At 66.1% G+C, this 18653-nt stretch carries 16 protein-coding genes; 10 read left to right on the top strand and 6 right to left on the bottom strand.

All coding sequences use genetic code 11. The annotated features are described in order from the left end of the window. Positions 1-3 precede the first annotated feature (3 nt). Positions 4-402, top strand: a complete 399-nt coding sequence (locus AC5RTT_RS16590; RefSeq protein ID WP_494146114.1) for an Rv3654c family TadE-like protein — start codon at positions 4-6, stop codon at positions 400-402. Here the strand turns inward: AC5RTT_RS16590 and AC5RTT_RS16585 are convergent. Both AC5RTT_RS16585 and AC5RTT_RS16580 read right to left on the bottom strand, forming a co-directional pair. Continuing rightward, the gene (locus AC5RTT_RS16585; protein ID WP_494146113.1) at positions 399-2822 is read right to left on the bottom strand and encodes a DEAD/DEAH box helicase; all 2424 of its coding nucleotides are present in this window, start codon (positions 2820-2822) and stop codon (positions 399-401) included. The two genes, AC5RTT_RS16590 and AC5RTT_RS16585, sit on opposite strands and share 4 nt — an antisense overlap. A gap of 86 nt (positions 2823-2908) precedes the next feature. Beyond that, positions 2909-3601 carry a GNAT family N-acetyltransferase gene (locus AC5RTT_RS16580; protein WP_494146112.1) on the bottom strand — a complete coding sequence of 231 codons (693 nt, stop codon included), beginning with the start codon at positions 3599-3601 and terminating at the stop codon, positions 2909-2911. 142 nt (positions 3602-3743) lie between these two features. On the opposite strand from AC5RTT_RS16580, the gene trhO reads away from it, so the two are divergent. Beyond that, the gene (gene trhO / locus AC5RTT_RS16575; RefSeq protein WP_494146111.1) at positions 3744-4637 is read left to right on the top strand and encodes an oxygen-dependent tRNA uridine(34) hydroxylase TrhO; all 894 of its coding nucleotides are present in this window, start codon (positions 3744-3746) and stop codon (positions 4635-4637) included. A gap of 50 nt (positions 4638-4687) precedes the next feature. Here the strand turns inward: trhO and AC5RTT_RS16570 are convergent, their stop codons facing one another. Continuing rightward, positions 4688-5257 carry a DUF6023 family protein gene (locus tag AC5RTT_RS16570; protein WP_494146110.1) on the bottom strand — a complete coding sequence of 190 codons (570 nt, stop codon included), beginning with the start codon at positions 5255-5257 and terminating at the stop codon, positions 4688-4690. Positions 5258-5306: 49 nt separating this feature from the next. Then, the gene (locus tag AC5RTT_RS16565) at positions 5307-5795 is read right to left on the bottom strand and encodes a DUF6023 family protein (protein WP_494146109.1); all 489 of its coding nucleotides are present in this window, start codon (positions 5793-5795) and stop codon (positions 5307-5309) included. A gap of 84 nt (positions 5796-5879) precedes the next feature. On the opposite strand from AC5RTT_RS16565, the gene AC5RTT_RS16560 reads away from it, so the two are divergent. From AC5RTT_RS16560 to AC5RTT_RS16535, 6 genes are all read left to right on the top strand, one after another. Beyond that, positions 5880-7532 carry a DUF7059 domain-containing protein gene (locus AC5RTT_RS16560; RefSeq protein ID WP_494146108.1) on the top strand — a complete coding sequence of 551 codons (1653 nt, stop codon included), beginning with the start codon at positions 5880-5882 and terminating at the stop codon, positions 7530-7532. Between the two features lie 123 nt (positions 7533-7655). After that, on the top strand, positions 7656-10382 hold the full coding sequence (topA, locus tag AC5RTT_RS16555) for a type I DNA topoisomerase (protein WP_494146107.1): 2727 nt from the start codon (positions 7656-7658) through the stop codon (positions 10380-10382). 73 nt (positions 10383-10455) lie between these two features. Continuing rightward, positions 10456-10908: an SseB family protein gene (locus AC5RTT_RS16550; RefSeq protein WP_494146106.1), complete on the top strand. Its 453-nt coding sequence runs from the start codon at positions 10456-10458 to the stop codon at positions 10906-10908. A 70-nt stretch (positions 10909-10978) separates the two neighbouring features. Further along, entirely contained in the window at positions 10979-11968 is a 990-nt protein-coding gene (locus AC5RTT_RS16545; protein WP_494146105.1) for a Ppx/GppA phosphatase family protein, read from the top strand. Positions 11969-12276: 308 nt separating this feature from the next. Next, on the top strand, positions 12277-13110 hold the full coding sequence (proC, locus tag AC5RTT_RS16540) for a pyrroline-5-carboxylate reductase (RefSeq protein ID WP_494146104.1): 834 nt from the start codon (positions 12277-12279) through the stop codon (positions 13108-13110). A 303-nt stretch (positions 13111-13413) separates the two neighbouring features. Further along, entirely contained in the window at positions 13414-14649 is a 1236-nt protein-coding gene (locus AC5RTT_RS16535; RefSeq protein ID WP_494146103.1) for an IS110 family RNA-guided transposase, read from the top strand. 82 nt (positions 14650-14731) lie between these two features. Here the strand turns inward: AC5RTT_RS16535 and AC5RTT_RS16530 are convergent, their stop codons facing one another. Both AC5RTT_RS16530 and AC5RTT_RS16525 read right to left on the bottom strand, forming a co-directional pair. Next, positions 14732-15418, bottom strand: coding sequence for a potassium channel family protein (locus AC5RTT_RS16530; protein ID WP_494146102.1), 687 nt, complete (start codon positions 15416-15418; stop codon positions 14732-14734). Beyond that, on the bottom strand, positions 15411-16841 hold the full coding sequence (locus tag AC5RTT_RS16525) for a TrkH family potassium uptake protein (protein WP_494146101.1): 1431 nt from the start codon (positions 16839-16841) through the stop codon (positions 15411-15413). Before AC5RTT_RS16525 ends, AC5RTT_RS16530 begins: the two co-directional genes overlap by 8 nt. Positions 16842-16945: 104 nt before the next feature. Between AC5RTT_RS16525 and AC5RTT_RS16520 the strand changes: the two genes are divergently transcribed. After that, positions 16946-18157 carry an acetoin utilization protein AcuC gene (locus AC5RTT_RS16520; protein WP_494146100.1) on the top strand — a complete coding sequence of 404 codons (1212 nt, stop codon included), beginning with the start codon at positions 16946-16948 and terminating at the stop codon, positions 18155-18157. Between the two features lie 156 nt (positions 18158-18313). After that, a partial coding sequence (locus AC5RTT_RS16515) for an ArsR/SmtB family transcription factor (protein ID WP_494146099.1) occupies positions 18314-18653 on the top strand: 340 nt, incomplete at its 3' end.

Here is an 18653-nt window from a genome sequence, read left to right as displayed (position 1 = left end):
GAACTGAACGCCCTCCAGGGCCCGTTCCGGCAGATCACCGACGGGCTGCTGTTCACGCCGCTGAAGATCGACGCCGATGCCATCGCCGCCGGCCTGGCGCTGGTGGTCCTGCTCGTTGCGGCCATGGTGATGCTGCTGGCCCAATCGGCGGTGCTGGCCAGCAGGGCGGCATCTGCCGCGGATCTCGCTGCCCTTGCCGGTGCCGATGCGCTCCGCGGCCTGGCCGACGGCCAACCCTGTGCAGTAGCGGCGGCGGTGGCCGCCCGCCACGCTGCGGTGGTCGTCAGCTGCGTGGCGGGCCCGGGCCAGACACTAGAAGTCCGGACACAGCTGGCCGGGTCCATTCTGGGTCCGGCCAGCGGCCATGCCCGGGCAGGACCTCCACCCGGTGGGATTCCCTAGGCGCGCCGTGAGCCGGCGCTTGGTTCGCCGATGCCCTGCTGCCCGGTCGCCTCCTGTGGCCCTGCGGCCTCCGGCTGCTCCGTGGCGTCCCTCAGCAGAACGTCCAGCAGCGTGACGGCGGCGTCCTTGTCCAGCGGGTTGTTCTTGTTTCCGCACTTGGGGGACTGCACGCAGGACGGACAGCCGGAGTCGCACTCGCAGGCCTTGATCGCATCCCGGGTGGCGGCCAGCCACACCTTCGCCTTGTCGAAACCCCGCTCAGCAAAACCCGCCCCGCCGGGGTGACCGTCATAGACAAAAATGGTGGGCACCCCGGTGTCGGCATGCAGGGCCGTGGAGACGCCCCCGATGTCCCACCGGTCGCTCGACGCCACCAGCGGCAGGAGCCCGATCGCGGCATGTTCGGCGGCGTGCAGGGCGCCGGGGAACTGGGCTTCGATGAGGCCGGCGGCCGTGAGCGACCTGTTGTCCACCACGAACCACACGGCTTTGGTGAAGAGGTCCCGGGCTCCGAGGTCCAGCGGTTCCTCACCCAGGATTTCGTTGGAAATCAGGGCCTTGCGCTGGAAGGAAACCACCTGCGTGGTGACCTTGACGTCGCCGAAGTGGACGGTGATGTCGCCCCACTGCATGGTGCGCTGGGTCTCCAGCACCTCGATCTGGGTGACGTCCCGGGCGGTGGTGTAGTAGTCCGGGTTGGCGCGGCGCACCACCACGCAGTGGTCCTCCTCGTTCAGGTCCTCCACCACGTAGCTGTCGCCCTGGTGGATGTACACCGCGCCGTTGTGAGCCTGGTAATGAGTCTGTGGCGAATCCATCGTGCCCAGCAGGGAACCGGTGTCCGCGTCCACAATGCTCACCGGACCGCCGCCGTCGGCCCGCAGGTTGACCATGGCCGCGGCGCTCTGGGCGTGCGTCCAGAACCAGCCCGCGGGCCTGCGGCGCAGGTACCCCTGGGCCACGAGCTTGTCCAGAAGCGACTCGGCCGTTCCGCCGAACAGGTCCAGTTCTCCCGGACCCAGGGGGAGCTCGGCGGCCGCGGCGCACAGGTGCGGGCCGAGCACATAGGGATTGGAGGGGTCAAAGACCGTGGCTTCCACGGACACGTCGAAAATCGCTTCCGGGTGGTTCACCAGGAAGGTGTCAAGGGGATCATCGCTGGCCACGAAGGCGGCGATGGCCTCCTGGCCGGCCCTTCCGGCACGCCCGATCTGCTGGAAAAGGGAGGCACGGGTCCCCGGCCAGCCTGCTACCAGGACAGCATCCAGGCCGGAAATATCGATACCCAGCTCCAGGGCCGAGGTGCTGGAGACCCCCAGCAGCTGGCCGGAGCGGAGGGCTCTTTCCACGGCGCGGCGTTCCTCCGGGAGGTACCCAGAGCGGTAGGCGGCCACCCGCTGCGGGAGGCTTGGGTCCACCTCGTCCAGGAGGCGCTTGGTGATGGTGGAGATGGTCTCCGCGCCGCGGCGCGATTTGATGAAGGCGATGGTGCGCACCTGTGCGGATACCAGATTGGCGAGCAGGTCGGCTGTTTCGGCCACGGCTGTCCGCCGTTCCTTCGCACCGTTCTCGCCCCTGACTTCGCTCAGGGCCGGTTCCCAGAAGGCCACCGTGGTGGCGCCGTGGGGTGAACAGTCGCGGGAAACGGCCTGTACAGGGGCGCCGATCAGCCGGGAGAAGGAGGCATCGGGGTCCGAAGCCGTTGCCGAGGCAGCTATGAACACGGGTTCGGGGAATGAGGTGCCGGCTCCGTAATAGGCGCAGATGCGACGCAGCCGCCGCATCAGGTTGGCCACATGGGACCCGAACACGCCCCGGTAGCTGTGGGCTTCGTCGATGATCACATAGCGCAGCCGGCGGAAGAACCCCGCCCACCAGGCATGGTTGGGAAGGATGCCGAAATGAAGCATGTCCGGGTTGGCCAGGATGAAGTTTGCATGGTCGCGGATCCAGCGTCGGGAGGCGGGGTCGGTGTCGCCGTCGTATGTCTCGGCCCGGACGGTGGGAAGCTTCAGGGCGCGGATGGCGTTCAGCTGGTCGGCGGCCAGCGCCTTGGTGGGGGAGAGGTACAGGGTGACGGCACCGTCGTCGTGGATCTTTCCCGGATCTGCGAGGACACGTAGTTCAGACCGGTGGATGGCATCCAGCGCTGGCAGTTGGTAAGCCAGCGACTTCCCCGAAGCGGTGCCGGTGGCCACCACCACATGGCCGCCGCCGTGTGCGATCCCGGCGGCTTCCACCTGGTGCCGGTAGGGCTCCCGGATGCCCAGGGAAGTGTAGGCGTCCACCAGGTCCGGATGGACCCAGCCCGGCCATGGTGCGTGGACCGCCGCGCGCGCCGGCAGGGTGCGGACATGACGGAGCTGTTCCGGATCCGGGCCGCGGCCCAGCATGGGAATCAGGGAGTCATGGGGGTTCACCCCAACATTGTTTCACCCGCGGGGAAACGGCAGCCCCGGTTCCCCCAAGGGCGAACCGGGGCTGCGGGACAAAGAGGAGGGAACGGTCAGCTCAGGGAAAGGTCCGAACCGTCGTGGGATGCGGACAGCATCAGCACGCGCGAGACAGTGCTCCAGCCCAGATGCGAGTAGAGCTTCTGGCCGTCCACGGATGCCAGCAGCAGCCCCGTGGTGACATCGTGCTCGAACGCCTGCGCGGCGAGGGCCCGCATGATGAAACTGCCCAGCCCGCGGCGCTGGAACCCCGGCTCGGTAATGATCTTGTCGAACACGGCGGTGTCACCCACCACAAACACCCGGCCGCTCGCGGCCAGGGCATCGCCGGAGCGTACCTCCGCGTAGTGGACCCCGTTCTGCTCGGTTGCGGAGAAGGTCAGGTCGTCGTCGGAAAGCCAGGGATCCTCGGCATCCTGCGTCTCCATGTCAACGATCATCATGGTCTGGGTGTCCGAGGTGACGTTTAGCCCGTGCCTGCCGGCCATGGCTGCATAGCGGGGGATGTCATTGGTCAGGATCGTCAGGACGCGGGGCGGGACCTCTGCGGTTTTGGCAGCCAGGGCGGCGAATTCGTCGTCAGTGGGGTCGGACGCGAAGTATTCCCATTCGCCGCTCGTGTCCGCCCGGAGCGCAGCGGGGAAACGGCCCTCGGTGGATGTCTGGTACCCGCGGCAGCCGGCCCAGCCCGCCACCCACACTTCAAGAAGGCCAGTGATGTCTTCAATCATGGTTTCCGGACTCATGGCATGAACACTATTCCAGCCTGAACGCCAGCAACAGGGTGCTTACGCAATTGTGATGGAGGAGGTTCCGGACGCCGCTACGGGTGCTCGGGGCCAGCCCAATGGGGCAGGTGCCCGAAGCCCAGCCGGTACCCTTAAATACGTGGCTTTGAACAGAATCGTGCTCTTCTACGGCTTTACCCCCATCGCTGACCCGGACGCAGTGCGTCTCTGGCAGCGTGCCCTCTGCGAGAAGCTGGGCCTGACCGGGCGCATCATCATCTCCAAGGACGGCATCAACGCCACCGTGGGCGGCGAGATCGGCGCGGTAAAGCAATACGTCAAAACCACACGCGAATATAAGGGCTTCCACGGGATCGACGTCAAATGGTCCGACGGCGGCGCGGAGGACTTTCCAAGGCTCAGCGTCAAGGTGCGCGATGAGATCGTCTCCTTCGGCGCGCCCGGCGAGCTCAAGGTGGATGAGAACGGTGTGGTGGGCGGCGGCAAGCACCTTAAGCCCGAAGAGCTGCACCAGCTGGTGGACGCCCGGAAACAGGACGGCGAAGAGGTGGTCTTCTTCGACGGCCGGAACGCCTTTGAGGCCCAGATCGGCCGGTTCAAGGACGCCGTGGTCCCGGACGTCGCCACCACCCATGACTTCATCAAGGAACTGGACTCCGGTAAGTACGACGCCCTGAAGGACAAGCCGGTGGTGACCTACTGCACCGGCGGCATCCGCTGCGAGGTGCTTTCGAGCCTGATGGTGAACCGCGGCTTCAAAGAGGTCTACCAGCTGGACGGCGGCATCGTCCGCTACGGCGAAACCTTCAAGGACCAGGGCCTCTGGGAAGGCTCCCTGTACGTCTTCGACAAGCGCATGCACCTCGAGTTCAGCGAAGACGCCAAGACCATTGGCGAATGCACGCGCTGCTCCGCGCCCACCAGTAAGTTCGAGAACTGCTCCAACCCCAGCTGCCGCACCCTCACGCTGTACTGCGCCGAATGCGCCGCAAGTCCCGAAACTTTGCGCTGCCCCGAGGGCTGCGCCGCCTGAGCCACAGCTTCAGCCGGTCGGCTGCTGCGCCGGCCAGGTACAAGCCGCCCTCACAGCCGCCGCACCCGGTAGGCAAAGTTGGCGCCGGTCCTGGCCTCCACCGTGATGATCAAGGAAGTCTCGGCGGAGAGGTAGATGACGTTCTCCCGGTTGACCCCGCATCTTAGCCCCAGGTCCACCAGGGTCAGCGCATCACTGCGGACAACGAAATTGACCCGCCGCTGGCTCCGGCAGGCCAGGGCCAGAGCGTAGGTGCCGGTTTCCAGCACCGGAGTAGTTTCCGTCCGCACTTCCGCGGCGGCAAGAAGCCCGGCCCCTGCATGGACCACCGGCTGCGGGGGGTCGGGCAGGGTCCGCTCCACCCACGCCTCCAGTTCCCCTTCCGGCACGGGGTCGCGCCGAAGTGCATCGCGGGTGAAGGCCGGAGCAGGAGTAACGGAAGGTTCCGCCGGGACGCCCGACCAGTCCCGGCCGTCGTCGTACGTGTATTCACAGCCGCCCAATGCCATCCCGGCTGCCAGCACAAGGCCCAGGACGACGGCGGCCGCCGGCTTCCGCGCCAGCGGTGCCCGTGCTGTCCCTCCGGAAAGGGGCGCGGAGAGCCTCCGCACGGTGGGCATAGTCCGACTCTAAGCCCGCAAGACCCGGCGGGCCAGAGCGGAAGGACCGCTATCGGGCGGGCACCAAATGGTAGGCGTAGATGAGCGGGGCATCCACGCTGGAGGTGCTGACCTCCACCGTGCCGGGCTCGGGCAACGTGATCCTGGTGACTTCCCGGCTGCCGTTGCAGGCCGCCCCGGCGTCCACCACCTGGGTGCCGTTAAGTGATAGCGCGAAGAAGGCTTTTCCGCCGCCTTCGCAGGTGGCCGTCAGAGCGTAGCGTCCGGCCGGAACGCTGGACGCTTCCTGCACGATGTGGTCTCGGTTCAGAATCTTCCCGGCGTCCGACAGCACGGCTCCCGCGGCGGAAGGCAGGGCAGTGGCCTGCCACTGCGGCACGTCCGCGTTCTCTATGGACACCACCGGGGAACAAGAAGCCAAGGCAAGCGCCGCGGCGGGCATGACGGCAGCCAGCAGCAGCCCTCCGGACTTCAGCGGGCGGCAGCGGACGGCAGCCCGGCGGCGGGCGCGCGGAAGGAGGGGCAGCGGAGAAGGCATGGTTCAACGCTACCCCGCGGACAGGACACCCCTTGTACGGGACCCCGTCCGCCCCTGCCCGGACCACCGGACTAAACTTGACCGGTGCCTAGATCCCCATACGAGTTTTCCGTTGGCAGCATCCCCGACGCCCCGCGCAGCGACCTTCCCCAGCTGCTGTCAGCCCTCGCAGCGGACCTGCGCCGGACCGGATACACCCTCGACGGCGTCGCGCAGCTCCTTGGACCCGCGGCCTCGGCGGCACTCAACAGGGACCAGATCATCCCGGCCCTGCTGGCCACCGAACGCGCGGCCAGGCGGGACGAAAGTGCCCGGCCGCTTGCGGCCGTCGTCCGTCTTTGGCTCCTGGCCGAACCGCAGGAACGGGACGTGCTGGACGCCGCCCTCCCGGGCATCCGCAGCGGGGGCCTCCTGGAACTGGGGCTGGTGCAGCCCGTGTCCGGCAGCACCCTGCTGGCAGCCAAGGCTGACCTGCGGCCCTACGGCTGGGACGCCAACGAGGATGGCAGCGGCGGGGCCGAGCTGTGGGTGGCCAGCGACCTCGCGGCCCACCAGCAGGAGGGGGTCCTCCGGCATGACCATGTCCTGGGGATCGGGCAGGCCTCCACCACCCTGGTGCAGACCACCATCCGCCGCCACACCAGGCGGGCTCTGGACCTTGGCACGGGGTGCGGGATCCAGACGTTCCACCTGCTGCACCACTGCGAGCACGTGACGTCCACGGACATTTCAGAACGTGCGCTCGCCTTCACCCGTTTTAACATCCTGCTCAACGCCGGGGCCCTTTCCGTGGACCCGGCCCGGTTCGAGGACCGCGTGAGCCTCCGCCTGGGGTCGCTCCTGGAACCGGTAGCCGGCGAGGAATTTGACCTGGTGGTGTCCAACCCGCCCTTCGTCATCACGCCCCGCCGCGCCGGGGAGGACGCCGCGGGACAGTTCACCTACCGCGACGGCGGGCTGCCGGGCGATGACATCGTTTCCTCGCTGGTGGCGGACCTGCCCGGCGTGCTGGCGCCGGGCGGCACCGCGCAGTTGCTCGGCAACTGGGAGGTGACAGCCGGCTCGGAGTGGCACGAACGGCCCAGGAACTGGGTCCGCCCCGGCACGGACGCGTGGTTCATCCAGCGCGAGCAGGTCAGCCCGGAGCAGTACGCGGAGACCTGGCTGCAGGACGCGTCCGAAGGCCGTGACCGGCAGCACTACCGGGACGCCTACGCCGCCTACCTTAGCGACTTCGAGTCCCGGAACGTGGAAGGGATCGGCTTCGGCATGGTCTGGCTGCGCCGTCCCCTGCCTGGCGGGCAGGCCATCGTCAGCCGCTTCGAGGAAATCACCTACCCCATCGAGCAGCCCATCGGTCCCCACCTGGGCGCCGCCGTCGAACGCTGCGACTGGCTCGCTGCCAACGGGCTCGAGGACACTCACCTGCTGGTGGCGGAGGACGTCACCGAGGAACGGCACCAGCGGCCCGGCGCAGAGCATCCGGGCGTGATCCTGCTCCGCCAGGGGGCCGGGCTGCGGCGGACCAACCTGCTCAGCACCGAACTCGCCGGGTTCGTGTCGGCCTGCGACGGTGACCTTACCGCCGGCCAGATCGCGGGCGCCCTGGAGGCGCTCCTGGGCGGCGGCATTGACGGCGCCGGCACGGAATTCGATGCCGGCAGCTTCCGCAGCTCGCTGCTGGCCGACGTGGAAAACCTGGTCCGCGACGGCTTCCTGGTTCCGGCCCACGGCTGAGCCTTCCTCAGCCTTTGCGCACCGCAGGGTTTTCCACACCGAATGCGCACAATTGTCCAAAATATGGTGAACTAGGCCAATATGGGCTCATCTGCCCCAGCAACCTTTTTCTGTAGGAGCACCGTGCCAAGCAAGGCCAAAACCGGCAAGAAACTCGTGATTGTGGAGTCTCCGGCCAAGAGCAAGACCATCGCCAAGTACCTGGGCGAGGGCTTCATTGTCGAGGCCTCCATCGGTCACATCCGCGACCTGCCGCAGCCGTCGGAGCTTCCCGCAGAACTGAAGAAAACCTCGGTAGGCAAGTTCGCCGTCGATATCGAGCACGACTTCAAGCCCTACTACGTGGTGTCCGCGGACAAGAAGAAAAAGGTCACTGAACTCAAGGCGGCGCTCAAAGACGCCGACGAACTCTACCTCGCAACCGATGGGGACCGCGAGGGCGAAGCCATCGCGTGGCACCTGCTGGAAGTGCTCAAGCCCAAGGTCCCGGTGTACCGGATGACGTTTGGTGAAATCACCAAGGAAGCGATCCAGCGCGCCATGGGCAACCTGCGCGACGTCGACTCCGCATTGGTGGACGCCCAGGAAACCCGCCGCATCCTGGACCGCCTGTACGGCTATGAGATCTCTCCCGTCCTGTGGCGCAAGGTGGCCCGCGGCCTGTCCGCCGGCCGCGTGCAGTCCGTTGTCACCCGCATGGTGGTGGACCGCGAACGCGAACGCATGGCATTCAAGGCGGCGTCCTACTGGGACCTCACCGGCCAGTTTGGCGCCGACGCCGGCTCCTTCAAGGCCAAGCTCGCCGCCGTGGACGGTGCAAAGGTCGCCACCGGCCGTGACTTCAACGACGACGGCGTCCTGGTCTCCAAGAACGTCGCCCACCTCAACGAGGAACTTGCCTCGTCGCTGGCTGCCGGGCTCCAGGACGCGGACTTCCGCGTCCGCTCGGTGGACACCAAGCCGTACACCCGGCGCCCCGCCGCGCCGTTCACCACCTCAACGCTGCAGCAGGAAGCAGGCCGCAAGCTGCGGTTCTCCTCCAAGAGCACCATGCAGATCGCACAGCGGCTGTATGAAAACGGCTACATCACCTATATGCGTACGGACTCCTCGGCGCTGAGCGACGAGGCCATCACCGCCGCCCGCCGGCAGGCGTCGGAGCTGTACGGCCCCGAGTACATTCCGGGCTCGCCCCGGGTCTACTCCAACAAGGCCGCGAACGCGCAGGAAGCGCACGAGGCCATCCGTCCCGCCGGCGACTCGTTCCGGACCCCGGCGCAGGTTGCCTCGCAGCTCTCCGGTGACGAGTTCCGGCTCTACGAGCTGATCTGGAAGCGGACCGTCGCCTCCCAGATGGCCGACGCCAAGGGTTCGACGGCCACCATCCGGCTCGGTGCGGTGGCATCGGACGGCCGGGACGCAGAGTTCTCCGCTTCCGGCACCGTCATCACCTTCCCCGGATTCCTCGCCGCCTATGAGGAGGGCAAGGACGAGACCCGCGGGGACGACGACTCCGACGAAGGCCGCCGGCTGCCCAACGTGGCCAAGGACGACGCCCTCACGGCCTCGGAGATCGTGGCCGTGGGCCACGAGACCTCCCCGCCGCCGCGGTACACGGAAGCGTCGCTGACCGCCGAGCTGGAAAAGAAGGGCATCGGCCGGCCGTCCACCTACGCGTCCACCATCTCCACCATCCAGGACCGCGGCTACGTCCGGAAACAGGGCTCCGCCCTGGTACCCAGCTGGATCGCGTTCTCCGTGATCCGCCTGCTGGAGCAGCACTTCAGCGACTACGTGGACTACGAGTTCACGGCCGACATGGAAGGCGACCTGGACAAGATCGCCAACGGCCAGGCCGTGGGTGCTTCCTGGCTTCGCCACTTCTACTTCGGCGAGGATTCCGATCCCGGCCTGCTGAGCATCGTCAACAACCTCGGCGAGATCGACGCGCGGGAAATCAACTCCATTCCCATCACCGACGAGATCACCCTGCGGGTGGGCAAGTTCGGCCCGTACCTGGAGAGCTCCGCGGCCACCGTCGACCCCAAGACGGGGGAGATCGTGGAATCGGCGCGCGCGAACGTCCCGGAGGACCTTGCCCCGGACGAACTGACGGCTGCCAAGGCCATCGAGCTGATGGAGACCGCCGCCCCCGAGGAACGCGTGCTGGGCACCGACCCGCACACCGGCCACACCATCGTGGCCAAGAACGGCCGCTACGGCGCGTATGTCACCGAGATCATCCCCGAGATGACCGAGGAACAGATCGCCGCCCAGCCCGTCGAGTACTACAAGAACGGCAAGCCCAAGCCGCCCAAGAAACCGGTTAAGGCCAAGCCGCGCACCGGCTCGCTCTTCAAGTCCATGACGGTCGAGTCGGTGACCCTGGACGAGGCACTGCAGCTCATGAGCCTGCCGCGGGTCCTGGGCGAGGACGCCGAGGGCAACCCCATCACGGTGCAAAATGGCCGCTTCGGCCCGTACCTGAAGAAGGGGACGGACTCCCGGTCCATTGGCTCGGAAGAGGAAATCTTCACCATCACGCTGGAGCAGGCGCTGGAGATCTACTCCCAGCCGAAGCAACGTGGTGCCCGTGCAGCCGTGCCGCCGCTGGCGGAGTTCGGGCCGGACCCGGTGTCGGAGAAGAACATCGTAGTGAAGGAGGGCCGCTTCGGGCCCTACATCACCGACGGCATCACCAACATCACTGTTCCCCGCGCCACCTCCCTGGAGGAACTGACGCGGGAACAGGCTGTGGAGCTCCTCGCCGAGAAGCGTGCCAAGGGGCCGGTCAAGCGCACCGCCACCCGGAAGGCGCCGGCCAAGAAGAAGGCCACGGCGAAGAAGTAGCCCGGTGGCCGGGCAGCCGCCCGGCCACCGGCGGGGAATTGCGCCGGGCACCCGAACGTGATCGGGTAGGGGGATGACTGAACAGCCTGCAATTGCCGACCCCACGCCGCTGAACGACCTCGAGGAGCAGCTCGCCAAGGGCGGAGAGCCGGACGCGAGTCCCGTGGACGTCATCCTGTCCTTCCTCAACAGCGAGGTCTACATCATCAGCTCGGATACGGTGGAGGGCGAGGACTCCCAGGTGGAGCCGCTGGTCCTGGCCAATGCCGAGGGTGACCCCGTCCTGGCCGTCTTCTCACACCCGAGCCGGGTGGACCGGCAGTACCTGGATGCCGCACCGAACGTACTGGGCACCCAGGGCGCAGCGATCATCGCCAACCTAGGTGAGGAGCTGGGCATGGTGATCAACCCGGGCGCTGCCTACGGCTTCGAAATCAACCCGGAGGGCGTGGCCAACATCAAGCGCGACTTCAAGCGCGCGGACGAGCTTCCGGACAGCGCCCCGGAGGACCCTGCCGGCATCTGAGCACGTCAACGGGCTGCGCAGTGCGGTGCCCAGTTGGAATACGGCGCCCGCGCCGGTGAATAATGTCACCATGCGGCTAGGCGTCCTCGATATCGGGTCCAACACTGTCCATCTTCTGCTGGTGGATGCCCACCCTGGCGCGCGGCCGGTTCCCTTTGCCTCGCACAAGCGCCCTCTGTCCCTGGTCCAGTACCTGGAACCGGACGGCAGCATCAGTGATGCCGGGCAGCACGAGCTCACGGAGTTTGTCCTGGAAGCCTGGGAGTTCGCGGCCCGGCACAAGGCCGAAGACCTGCTGGCTTTCTGTACCTCCGCCATCCGTGAAGCAACCAACGGGCCGGAGGTGCTGGCCCGGGTCAAGCATGAAACCACGGTGACGCTGCAGGAACTCAGCGGCAGCGAGGAGGCGTCCATGACGTTCTTCGCCGTCCGGCGCTGGCACGGCTGGGGCGCCGGGCCCATCCTGAACCTGGATATCGGGGGCGGGTCCTTCGAAATGGCGTTCGGACAGGATGAGCTGCCGGAGCTGGCCACTTCGGTGCCGCTCGGCGCCAGCAGGCTGACCCGTGACTGGCTCGCCGATGACCCGCCCACTGCCAAGAGCGTCAAGGAACTGCGGCGCTACATCCGGGCCACCCTGAAGCCGGCTGTCCGTGAGTTCGACGGCCTGGGCAGGGCGAACGTTGTTGCCGGAACGTCGAAGACCTTCCGGTCCCTTGCCCGGATAGCCGGGGCAGCCCCCAGCGATGCTGGCCCGTACGTCAAACGCGAACTCAACGCCACGGACCTTGGCATCTGGGCCCAGCGGATTTCCGCCATGAAGGCCGAGGACCGGCTGCACCTGCCGGGTGTCTCGGAAGCGCGTGCCCACCAGCTGCTGGCCGGCGCGCTGGTCGCCGAGGCCGCACTGGAGTTGTTCAAGTTCAAGAAGTTGCGGATCTGTCCCTGGGCCCTGCGTGAGGGCCTCATCCTCCGGCGGCTCGACCAGCTGGTCTTCGACGGGCCGCTCGAGCCCGCGCCGCACATTGCGCCGCCGCAGGCTGTCCGGGCCGCCGTGTAGTTGCCTGCCCTTGGGGAGCAGAGCTGGAGGCTGCTAAAGGCGGCGGAAGGCTGCTTATAAGCGGAAACACCGGGGCCGGCAACAGGAAAATGGGGGAAAACCTGTGGCCGGCCGCCGGTGCCCTGGCAGGCATCCCCATGCCTGCCGCATCACTCGCACCCTCAATGAGGTAATAACCACAGTAGGGGCGAGAGATGTGAGCTACCTGCACTGAACATGGGAGCAACCTGTGAATTCGTGCAGCCCTGTTCCGGAGATGGTGGCGTAAGGAATCGGCACGGGCCATGCCTAACTGCAATGATGGAGCCATGAGCAACCGAATCGCCTTCCTTGGCTGTGGGTCCATGAACGAAGCCATCCTGAGTGGCTTGCTGGAAGCAGGAACGGATCCGGCGGACATCGTCGCCACCGTCCGGCGTGCTGAGCGTGCCGCGGAACTGGCCGAACGGTACCACGGGATCACGGCCATCGCCGGCGAGGAGGAGCCGGACAACAACAAGCAGGCCACCAAGGGGTCAGGCGTGGTCATCCTGGGCGTCAAACCGGTAGGCATCACCGACCTCGCCCGGGAAATCAGCGGAGCACTGGCACCGGACACCGTGGTGGTGAGCGTGGCGGCGGCCGTGTCCATCGCCCAGCTCGAGGCCGCCCTTCCGGCAGGCCAGCCGGTCATCCGGACCATGCCCAACACCCCGGCCAAGCTGGGCCGGGGCGTCGTGTCCGTGTCGCCGGGAACCAATTGCACCCCTGAACAGCTGCAAAAGGTCAAGGACGTCCTGCAGGGCACAGGAACCGTCGTCGAGGTCCCCGAGGAGCAGGTGGATGCCCTCTCGGCCATCAGCGGCTCAGGGCCCGCATACGCGTTCTACCTCGCCGAGGCGATGGCCGCGGCAGGCGAGGAACTGGGCCTGGACCGCGAACTGTCACTGCTCCTGGCCCGCGAAACGGTGGCCGGCGCCGGGCTCATGCTCGCCGAGCCGGGCGCAGACCCGTCCGCCCTGCGCAAAGCGGTCACCAGCCCAAAGGGCACCACGGAGCGGGCCATCGCCACGTTCGACGAGCGGGGCATGCCCTCCATCATCGCCGCCGGCGCCCGCGCAGCGGCGGACCGGGCAGCGGAGATCACCCGCCAACTCGGCTAACCGGAGTTTACTGTCCAGCGGTTGGGCGGGGAGCCGCGCTGTGGGGGTTGAAAATTTCGGCGTGGCTGGGCTGGCCGATCTGGACCGGTGCCGGAGGTGGGGAGACGATGAAGGTAGCCATCGTGGTCGACGCCGCTGATCTTTTAGTGCCGAAGTTGAGCCTGTTGTCCAGCGTGGTGTGGAGGGCTTACACGGGAACCGTGGTGTGTTGCTTTGAGCACGAGTGTTAGATTACTGATTTTCTTTCTGCTCTCCCTGCGGTGGTTATTCATGAACAGACAGGGCAAGGGAGGCAGGAGCGTCATGGATGTTGTGCATGAACGGGCTGCTGGTATGGACCTTTCCAAACGGGACGCGAAGGTCTGTATCCGGGTCCCGGGACCCCGTGCCGGCCAGTACACCTCGAAGGTCACGACCTGGGGTGCAACGACTAGTGAGGTCCTTCGGTTGCGGGATTTCTTGGCAGAGCAGCAGGTCACTGTTGTCGTGATGGAGGCCACGAGCAACTACTGGAAGCCTTTCTACTATCTGATGGAAGAGTCGTTGCCTGTCATGCTGGTCAATGCCCGGGATGCCAGGAACATCCCGGGCCGGAAGACGGACGTTTCTGACGCTGCTTGGTTGGCGCAGCTTGCAGCGCACGGGCTGTTGCGCGGATCATTCGTTCCGCCGGAACCCATCCGGGATCTTCGGGACCTGACGCGCGCACGCTCTTTGGCGGTGCAGGACAGAAGCCGTGAGATTCAAAGGATGGAGAAGTTCCTTGAGGGCTCGGGCATCAAACTTTCGTCTGTGGTCACTAACCTCTCGGGTGCATCCTCCAGGGCCATCCTTGCGGCGTTGGTAGCCGGTGAACGGAGCCCTGAAAGACTGGCCGCATTGGCCAAGGGACGGCTGCGGTCCAAAATCCCGGCCCTGGTCGAAGCGCTCAACGGCCGGTTCCGGGAACACCACGCATTTATTGTCAGCCTTCACCTGAAACGGATCGACGAGTTCACTGATGCCATCGACGCACTCACTGCCAGAATCGAGGAAGTCATCACCCCTCTTCAACCAGTCCGCGACGCGCTGAAGACCATCCCGGGAGTCTCAACCATCGTCGCGGACGTCATTATCGCCGAAACCGGGGCTGACATGACCGTCTTCCCCACCCCGGGACACCTAGCCTCATGGACGGGCGTCTGCCCCGGACACAACGAATCCGCCGGCCGCATCAAATCAACAAAGACCACACCGGGTGACCCCTATCTCAAGGCAGCCCTGGGCGTGGCCGCAATGGCAGCCACACGCATGAATGGCACCTACCTGTTCGCCAAATATCGACGGATCGCAGTCCGGCGCGGCCCCATGAAAGCCCTCGTGGCCATCGAACGCACCCTGCTCATCGCAATCTGGAACATGCTGACTACAGGAGAGCTCTACAGCGACCCCGGCGCTGACCTCCAAACCCGCCGCAACCCCGAACAAGCAAAGAACCGTGCCATCGACCAGCTCAAAGGTCTCGGTTACAACGTCAGCCTCACACCAGCAGCTGCATAACCAAACCCTATTTACGTATTAGATATGGAGGCTTGTGCGGCCTGGAAGTCACCATATCTGGACAAAAACTCTAAGCGAAGGGTCAGGGGCGGGCGGCGAACCGTTCCAGCAGGTCCACGTGCCCGGACACGATCAGCATGTCGCGGGAGGACACCTTGGTTTCCGGCCGGGCGTATGTGAAGTCCTCGCCCGGGGACTTCACCCCGACGATCGTCACACCGTACTTGGAGCGCACCTTGGACTCGTCCAGGGTGAAGCCCACGGTTTCGCGCGGCGGGTACATTTTCACGATGGCGAAGTCGTCGTCGAACTCGATGAAGTCGAGCATGCGCCCCGAAACCAGGTGTGCGGCACGGACGCCCGCGTCGGCCTCGGGGTAAATCACGTGGTTGGCGCCGATTCGGGTCAGGATCTTGCCGTGCGACGGCGTGATGGCCTTGACCCACAGGTGCTCGATGCCCAGGTCCACCAGGTTTACGGTGATCAGTACCGAAGACTCGATGGACGTGCCGACGCCCACCACGGCGGAGCTGAATTCCTGCGCGCCGAGTTGGCGGAGGGCGTCGATGTTCGTGGCGTCGGCCTCCACCACGTGTGTGAGGGTTGAGGCCCACTTCTGCACTAGGGTCCGGTCGCGCTCGATGGCAAGGACCTCCCGGCCCTGCTTGACCAGTTGCTCGGCAGTCGCTGAGCCGAAGCGTCCCAGCCCCACCACCAGGACGGGGGCGTTGTGGGCGGGGCGCCTGCCGGCTTCTGTGGAACTAGCCAATGATGGGCCTCTCTTCCGGGTAGTGGTAAAGCTGCCTGCGTTGCCGCAGGGCAAGGGCTGCGGCGAGGGTCACGGTGCCCACACGTCCCATAAACATCAATGCGGTCAGCACGTAAGCACCGGCGGGTGGTACCTCAGCGCTCAGGTTCGTGCTCAGGCCGCAGGTGGCAAAAGCGGAGATGGCTTCAAAGAGGACGCGGTCCAAAGGCTCACCGCTGATTGACAACAGCAGGAAGGATCCAAGGGAAACCAGGGTTGCCCCCGCAACGATAACGGAAATGGCCACCCGCATGGCACCCTCCGGAATGGTGCGTCCGTGGACTTTCACGTCGGCATCACCCCGGGCTTCGGCCGCAATGGCCAGGAACATGACGGCGATCGTGGTCACCTTGATGCCGCCCGCCGTGGATGCCGATCCTCCGCCGGCGAACATCAGAGCGTCCGTCAGCAGCATGGTGGTGGACTCCAGTTGGTTCTGGTCCACCAGGTTGAAGCCGCCGGAACGGATCTGGACTGACGCGAAGACGGAATTCAGGATCTTGTCACTGAAACTGAGCAAGCCAATGGTCCGGGCATTGTCCCACTCCATCAGCGCCCAGAGGATGCTTCCTGATGCGAAGAGGATGAGTGATACCTCAATGGTCAGCTTGGTGTGCAGATTCCACTTTTTCCAGTTCAGGCCGTTCTGCAGCAGAACCATGACCACCGGAAATCCGAGGCTGCCGAAAAATACGCCCGCCATGATCGGAACGAGTATCCACAAGTCACCGGCGAAGGGAACGATTCCGTCGGCATGGGCCGTGAATCCTGCGTTGTTGAACGATGAGATGGCATAGAAGAACCCGTGCCAGACCGCCCCCCAGAAATTCTCGCCCAGCACGAGGAACCGGGGGATCAGGACCAGGGCCAGGATTCCTTCAATCACCACGGACGTGGTGATGACAATCCGCAGCAGTGTGCCCACTTCACCCAGACGGCCAGCGTTGTTCATGGACTCTGCCGCGATGATCTTGCCCCGCACACCGAGGCGCTTGCTCACCATCAGCGCCAGCAGCGAGGCCAGGGTCAGGGTGCCCAGGCCCCCAATAAAAATACCAATGAGGATTACCAGTTGGCCGAAGAAGGACCAGTGGACGGCAGTCGTGACCACCGTCAGGCCTGTAACGCAGACAGCGGATACGGCCGTGAACATGGCCTGGTGCAGGGGAGTGGACTGCCCGTCCGCCGACGCGGCCGGAAGCGAGAGAAGGAACGTAAATAGAAGGCAGACGGCGGCAAACACCGTCAGCGCAAGCCGGGCCGGGGACGTGTTGGCGATGTCGTCAACGAAGTCGCGCAGCCGCGTCAGTATCCAGAGGCCTTCCCGCTCCTGCGCGGGATGCCAGCTGGCCGGGTTCCGCGGCCTCGACTGGCTTTGCGTCATGTGTGGCTTTTCCTCGGTTGAATCTGTTTCCCTCTGTAGTAAACCACTAATGCCCGCGTAATGGCCGGGCCGGGCGGGGCCGGTGCTCGGGTAGCCTGTGATTGATGACATACCTGCCCGGTCTCACCAAGCCCGCGCCGCCAACGGTGGTGGCGTGGGGTCCTGACATGACCGCCTACAACTTTGGCCCGGGCCACCCGATGGCGCCGGAGCGGATGGATCTCACCGCCCGCCTGGCGCAGAGCCTGGGGCTGTTCGACCTGGGCCATGTTTCCGTGGAACCTCCGGAGGTGGCCAGCGACGCCGAGCTCGAACTGGTGCACTCGCCCGAGTTCGTGGCGGCCGTGCGGCGGGTCAGCGAGGACCCGACCGAGCCGGACGAGTCCCGCGGCTTGGGCACTGAGGATGATCCAGCGTTCGGGGGCATGCATGAGGCGGCCGCACGACTTGCCGGTGGCTCCCTGCTGTGCGCCGCGCAGATCCTGGACGGCTCGGCACTCCACGCAGTTAACTTCGGCGGGGGCATGCATCATGCCGCCCGTGACCGTGCCAGCGGCTTCTGCATCTACAACGACGCCGCGCTCGCCGTGCAGAGGCTGCTGGACGGCGGCATCCGCAAGGTGGTGTATATCGACGTCGATGCCCACCATGGCGACGGGACGGAAAGCATCTTCTGGAACGATCCCCGGGTGCTGACGATTTCACTGCATGAGTCCGGCCTTACCCTGTTTCCCGGGACCGGGTTCGCCAACGAAATCGGCGGTCCACAGGCGGAGGGGACGGCCGTGAACCTTTCCTTGCCCGCCGGAACCGGCGACGCCGGATGGCTCCGGGCCTTCTACGCGGTGGTGCCGCAGCTCGTGGCCGCCTTCGGGCCGGAAGTGATCGTGAGCCAGCACGGCTGCGACTCCCACCGCACCGATCCGCTGACGCACCTCAAGCTCAGCGTGGACGGCCAGCGGGAGGCGGCCAGCGCCGTCGGGCAGCTCGCCGAACGCCACTGCGGTGGCCGCTGGATTGCCACCGGCGGCGGAGGGTACAACGTCCTGGACGTGGTACCCCGGTCGTGGAGCCATCTGGTGGCCATCGCCGCGGGGCGGCCCGTCCCCCTGCGCGCCGTCGTGCCCCAGGACTGGCGGGACTACGTGGAGGACAAGTTCGGGGCGGCGGCTCCCGCGCTGATGGGCGATGACGTGGAGCTCTGGTGGCGGTCCTGGGAGGTGGGTTTCGACCCCAACGATGCCGTGGACCGCACCGTCATGGCCACCCGCAAGGCGGTGTTTCCGCTGCACGGACTGGACCCCTGGTTCGACTAGGACGGCACCAGGCGTGGTCTTCTCGGTCTGGAACACTACTCCCGCCGCAGGACGTCCATGCCGTGTCTAGCACCGGCCGGGGCAGCGGGCAAGGGGCCGCTCCGGGGGCCGAAATAGTTGATGCCTTTCGGCGTATATGTCGCTAGGGTGGGAGGCATGGTGACAGACGACGTATTTGCCGTCATTGCGGAATCGACCCGGCGGGACATCCTGGTGTCCCTTCGTTCCGGAGACAAAGCCGTGGGGGAACTGGTGGAGGAACTGGCCGCAAGCCAGCCCACCATTTCCAAGCACCTGAAGGTCCTGCGCGAGGCCCAGCTTGTCAGCATGCGGGCGCAGGGCCAAAAGCGCTACTACGCGCTGAACCGCAAGCCCCTTGAGGGCATCGCCAGCTGGCTTGAGACGTTCGACGTCGGGTCCCCGGCGGCAGCCGGCACACCCGGAAAGGCCGCACAGCAGACCGCGGCGCCGCGCGAAACAGCAGCCGCCGGCGGGG

The sequence above is a fragment of the Arthrobacter sp. Y3221157 genome, assembly GCF_059089865.1.
The sequence above is the reverse complement of the archived record's forward strand: the minus strand, read 5'-3'. Positions and strand labels throughout refer to the sequence as shown.

Coding starts and splice junctions, on each gene's coding strand:
- AC5RTT_RS16535 (WP_494146103.1), top strand. CDS start 13,414: ATGGATGTTGTGCATGAACGGGCTGCTGGTATGGACCTTTCCAAACGG.
- AC5RTT_RS16520 (WP_494146100.1), top strand. CDS start 16,946: ATGACATACCTGCCCGGTCTCACCAAGCCCGCGCCGCCAACGGTGGTG.
- AC5RTT_RS16545 (WP_494146105.1), top strand. CDS start 10,979: ATGCGGCTAGGCGTCCTCGATATCGGGTCCAACACTGTCCATCTTCTG.
- AC5RTT_RS16525 (WP_494146101.1), bottom strand. CDS start 16,841: ATGACGCAAAGCCAGTCGAGGCCGCGGAACCCGGCCAGCTGGCATCCC.
- AC5RTT_RS16550 (WP_494146106.1), top strand. CDS start 10,456: ATGACTGAACAGCCTGCAATTGCCGACCCCACGCCGCTGAACGACCTC.
- proC (WP_494146104.1), top strand. CDS start 12,277: ATGAGCAACCGAATCGCCTTCCTTGGCTGTGGGTCCATGAACGAAGCC.
- AC5RTT_RS16565 (WP_494146109.1), bottom strand. CDS start 5,795: ATGCCTTCTCCGCTGCCCCTCCTTCCGCGCGCCCGCCGCCGGGCTGCC.
- AC5RTT_RS16580 (WP_494146112.1), bottom strand. CDS start 3,601: ATGAGTCCGGAAACCATGATTGAAGACATCACTGGCCTTCTTGAAGTG.
- AC5RTT_RS16570 (WP_494146110.1), bottom strand. CDS start 5,257: ATGCCCACCGTGCGGAGGCTCTCCGCGCCCCTTTCCGGAGGGACAGCA.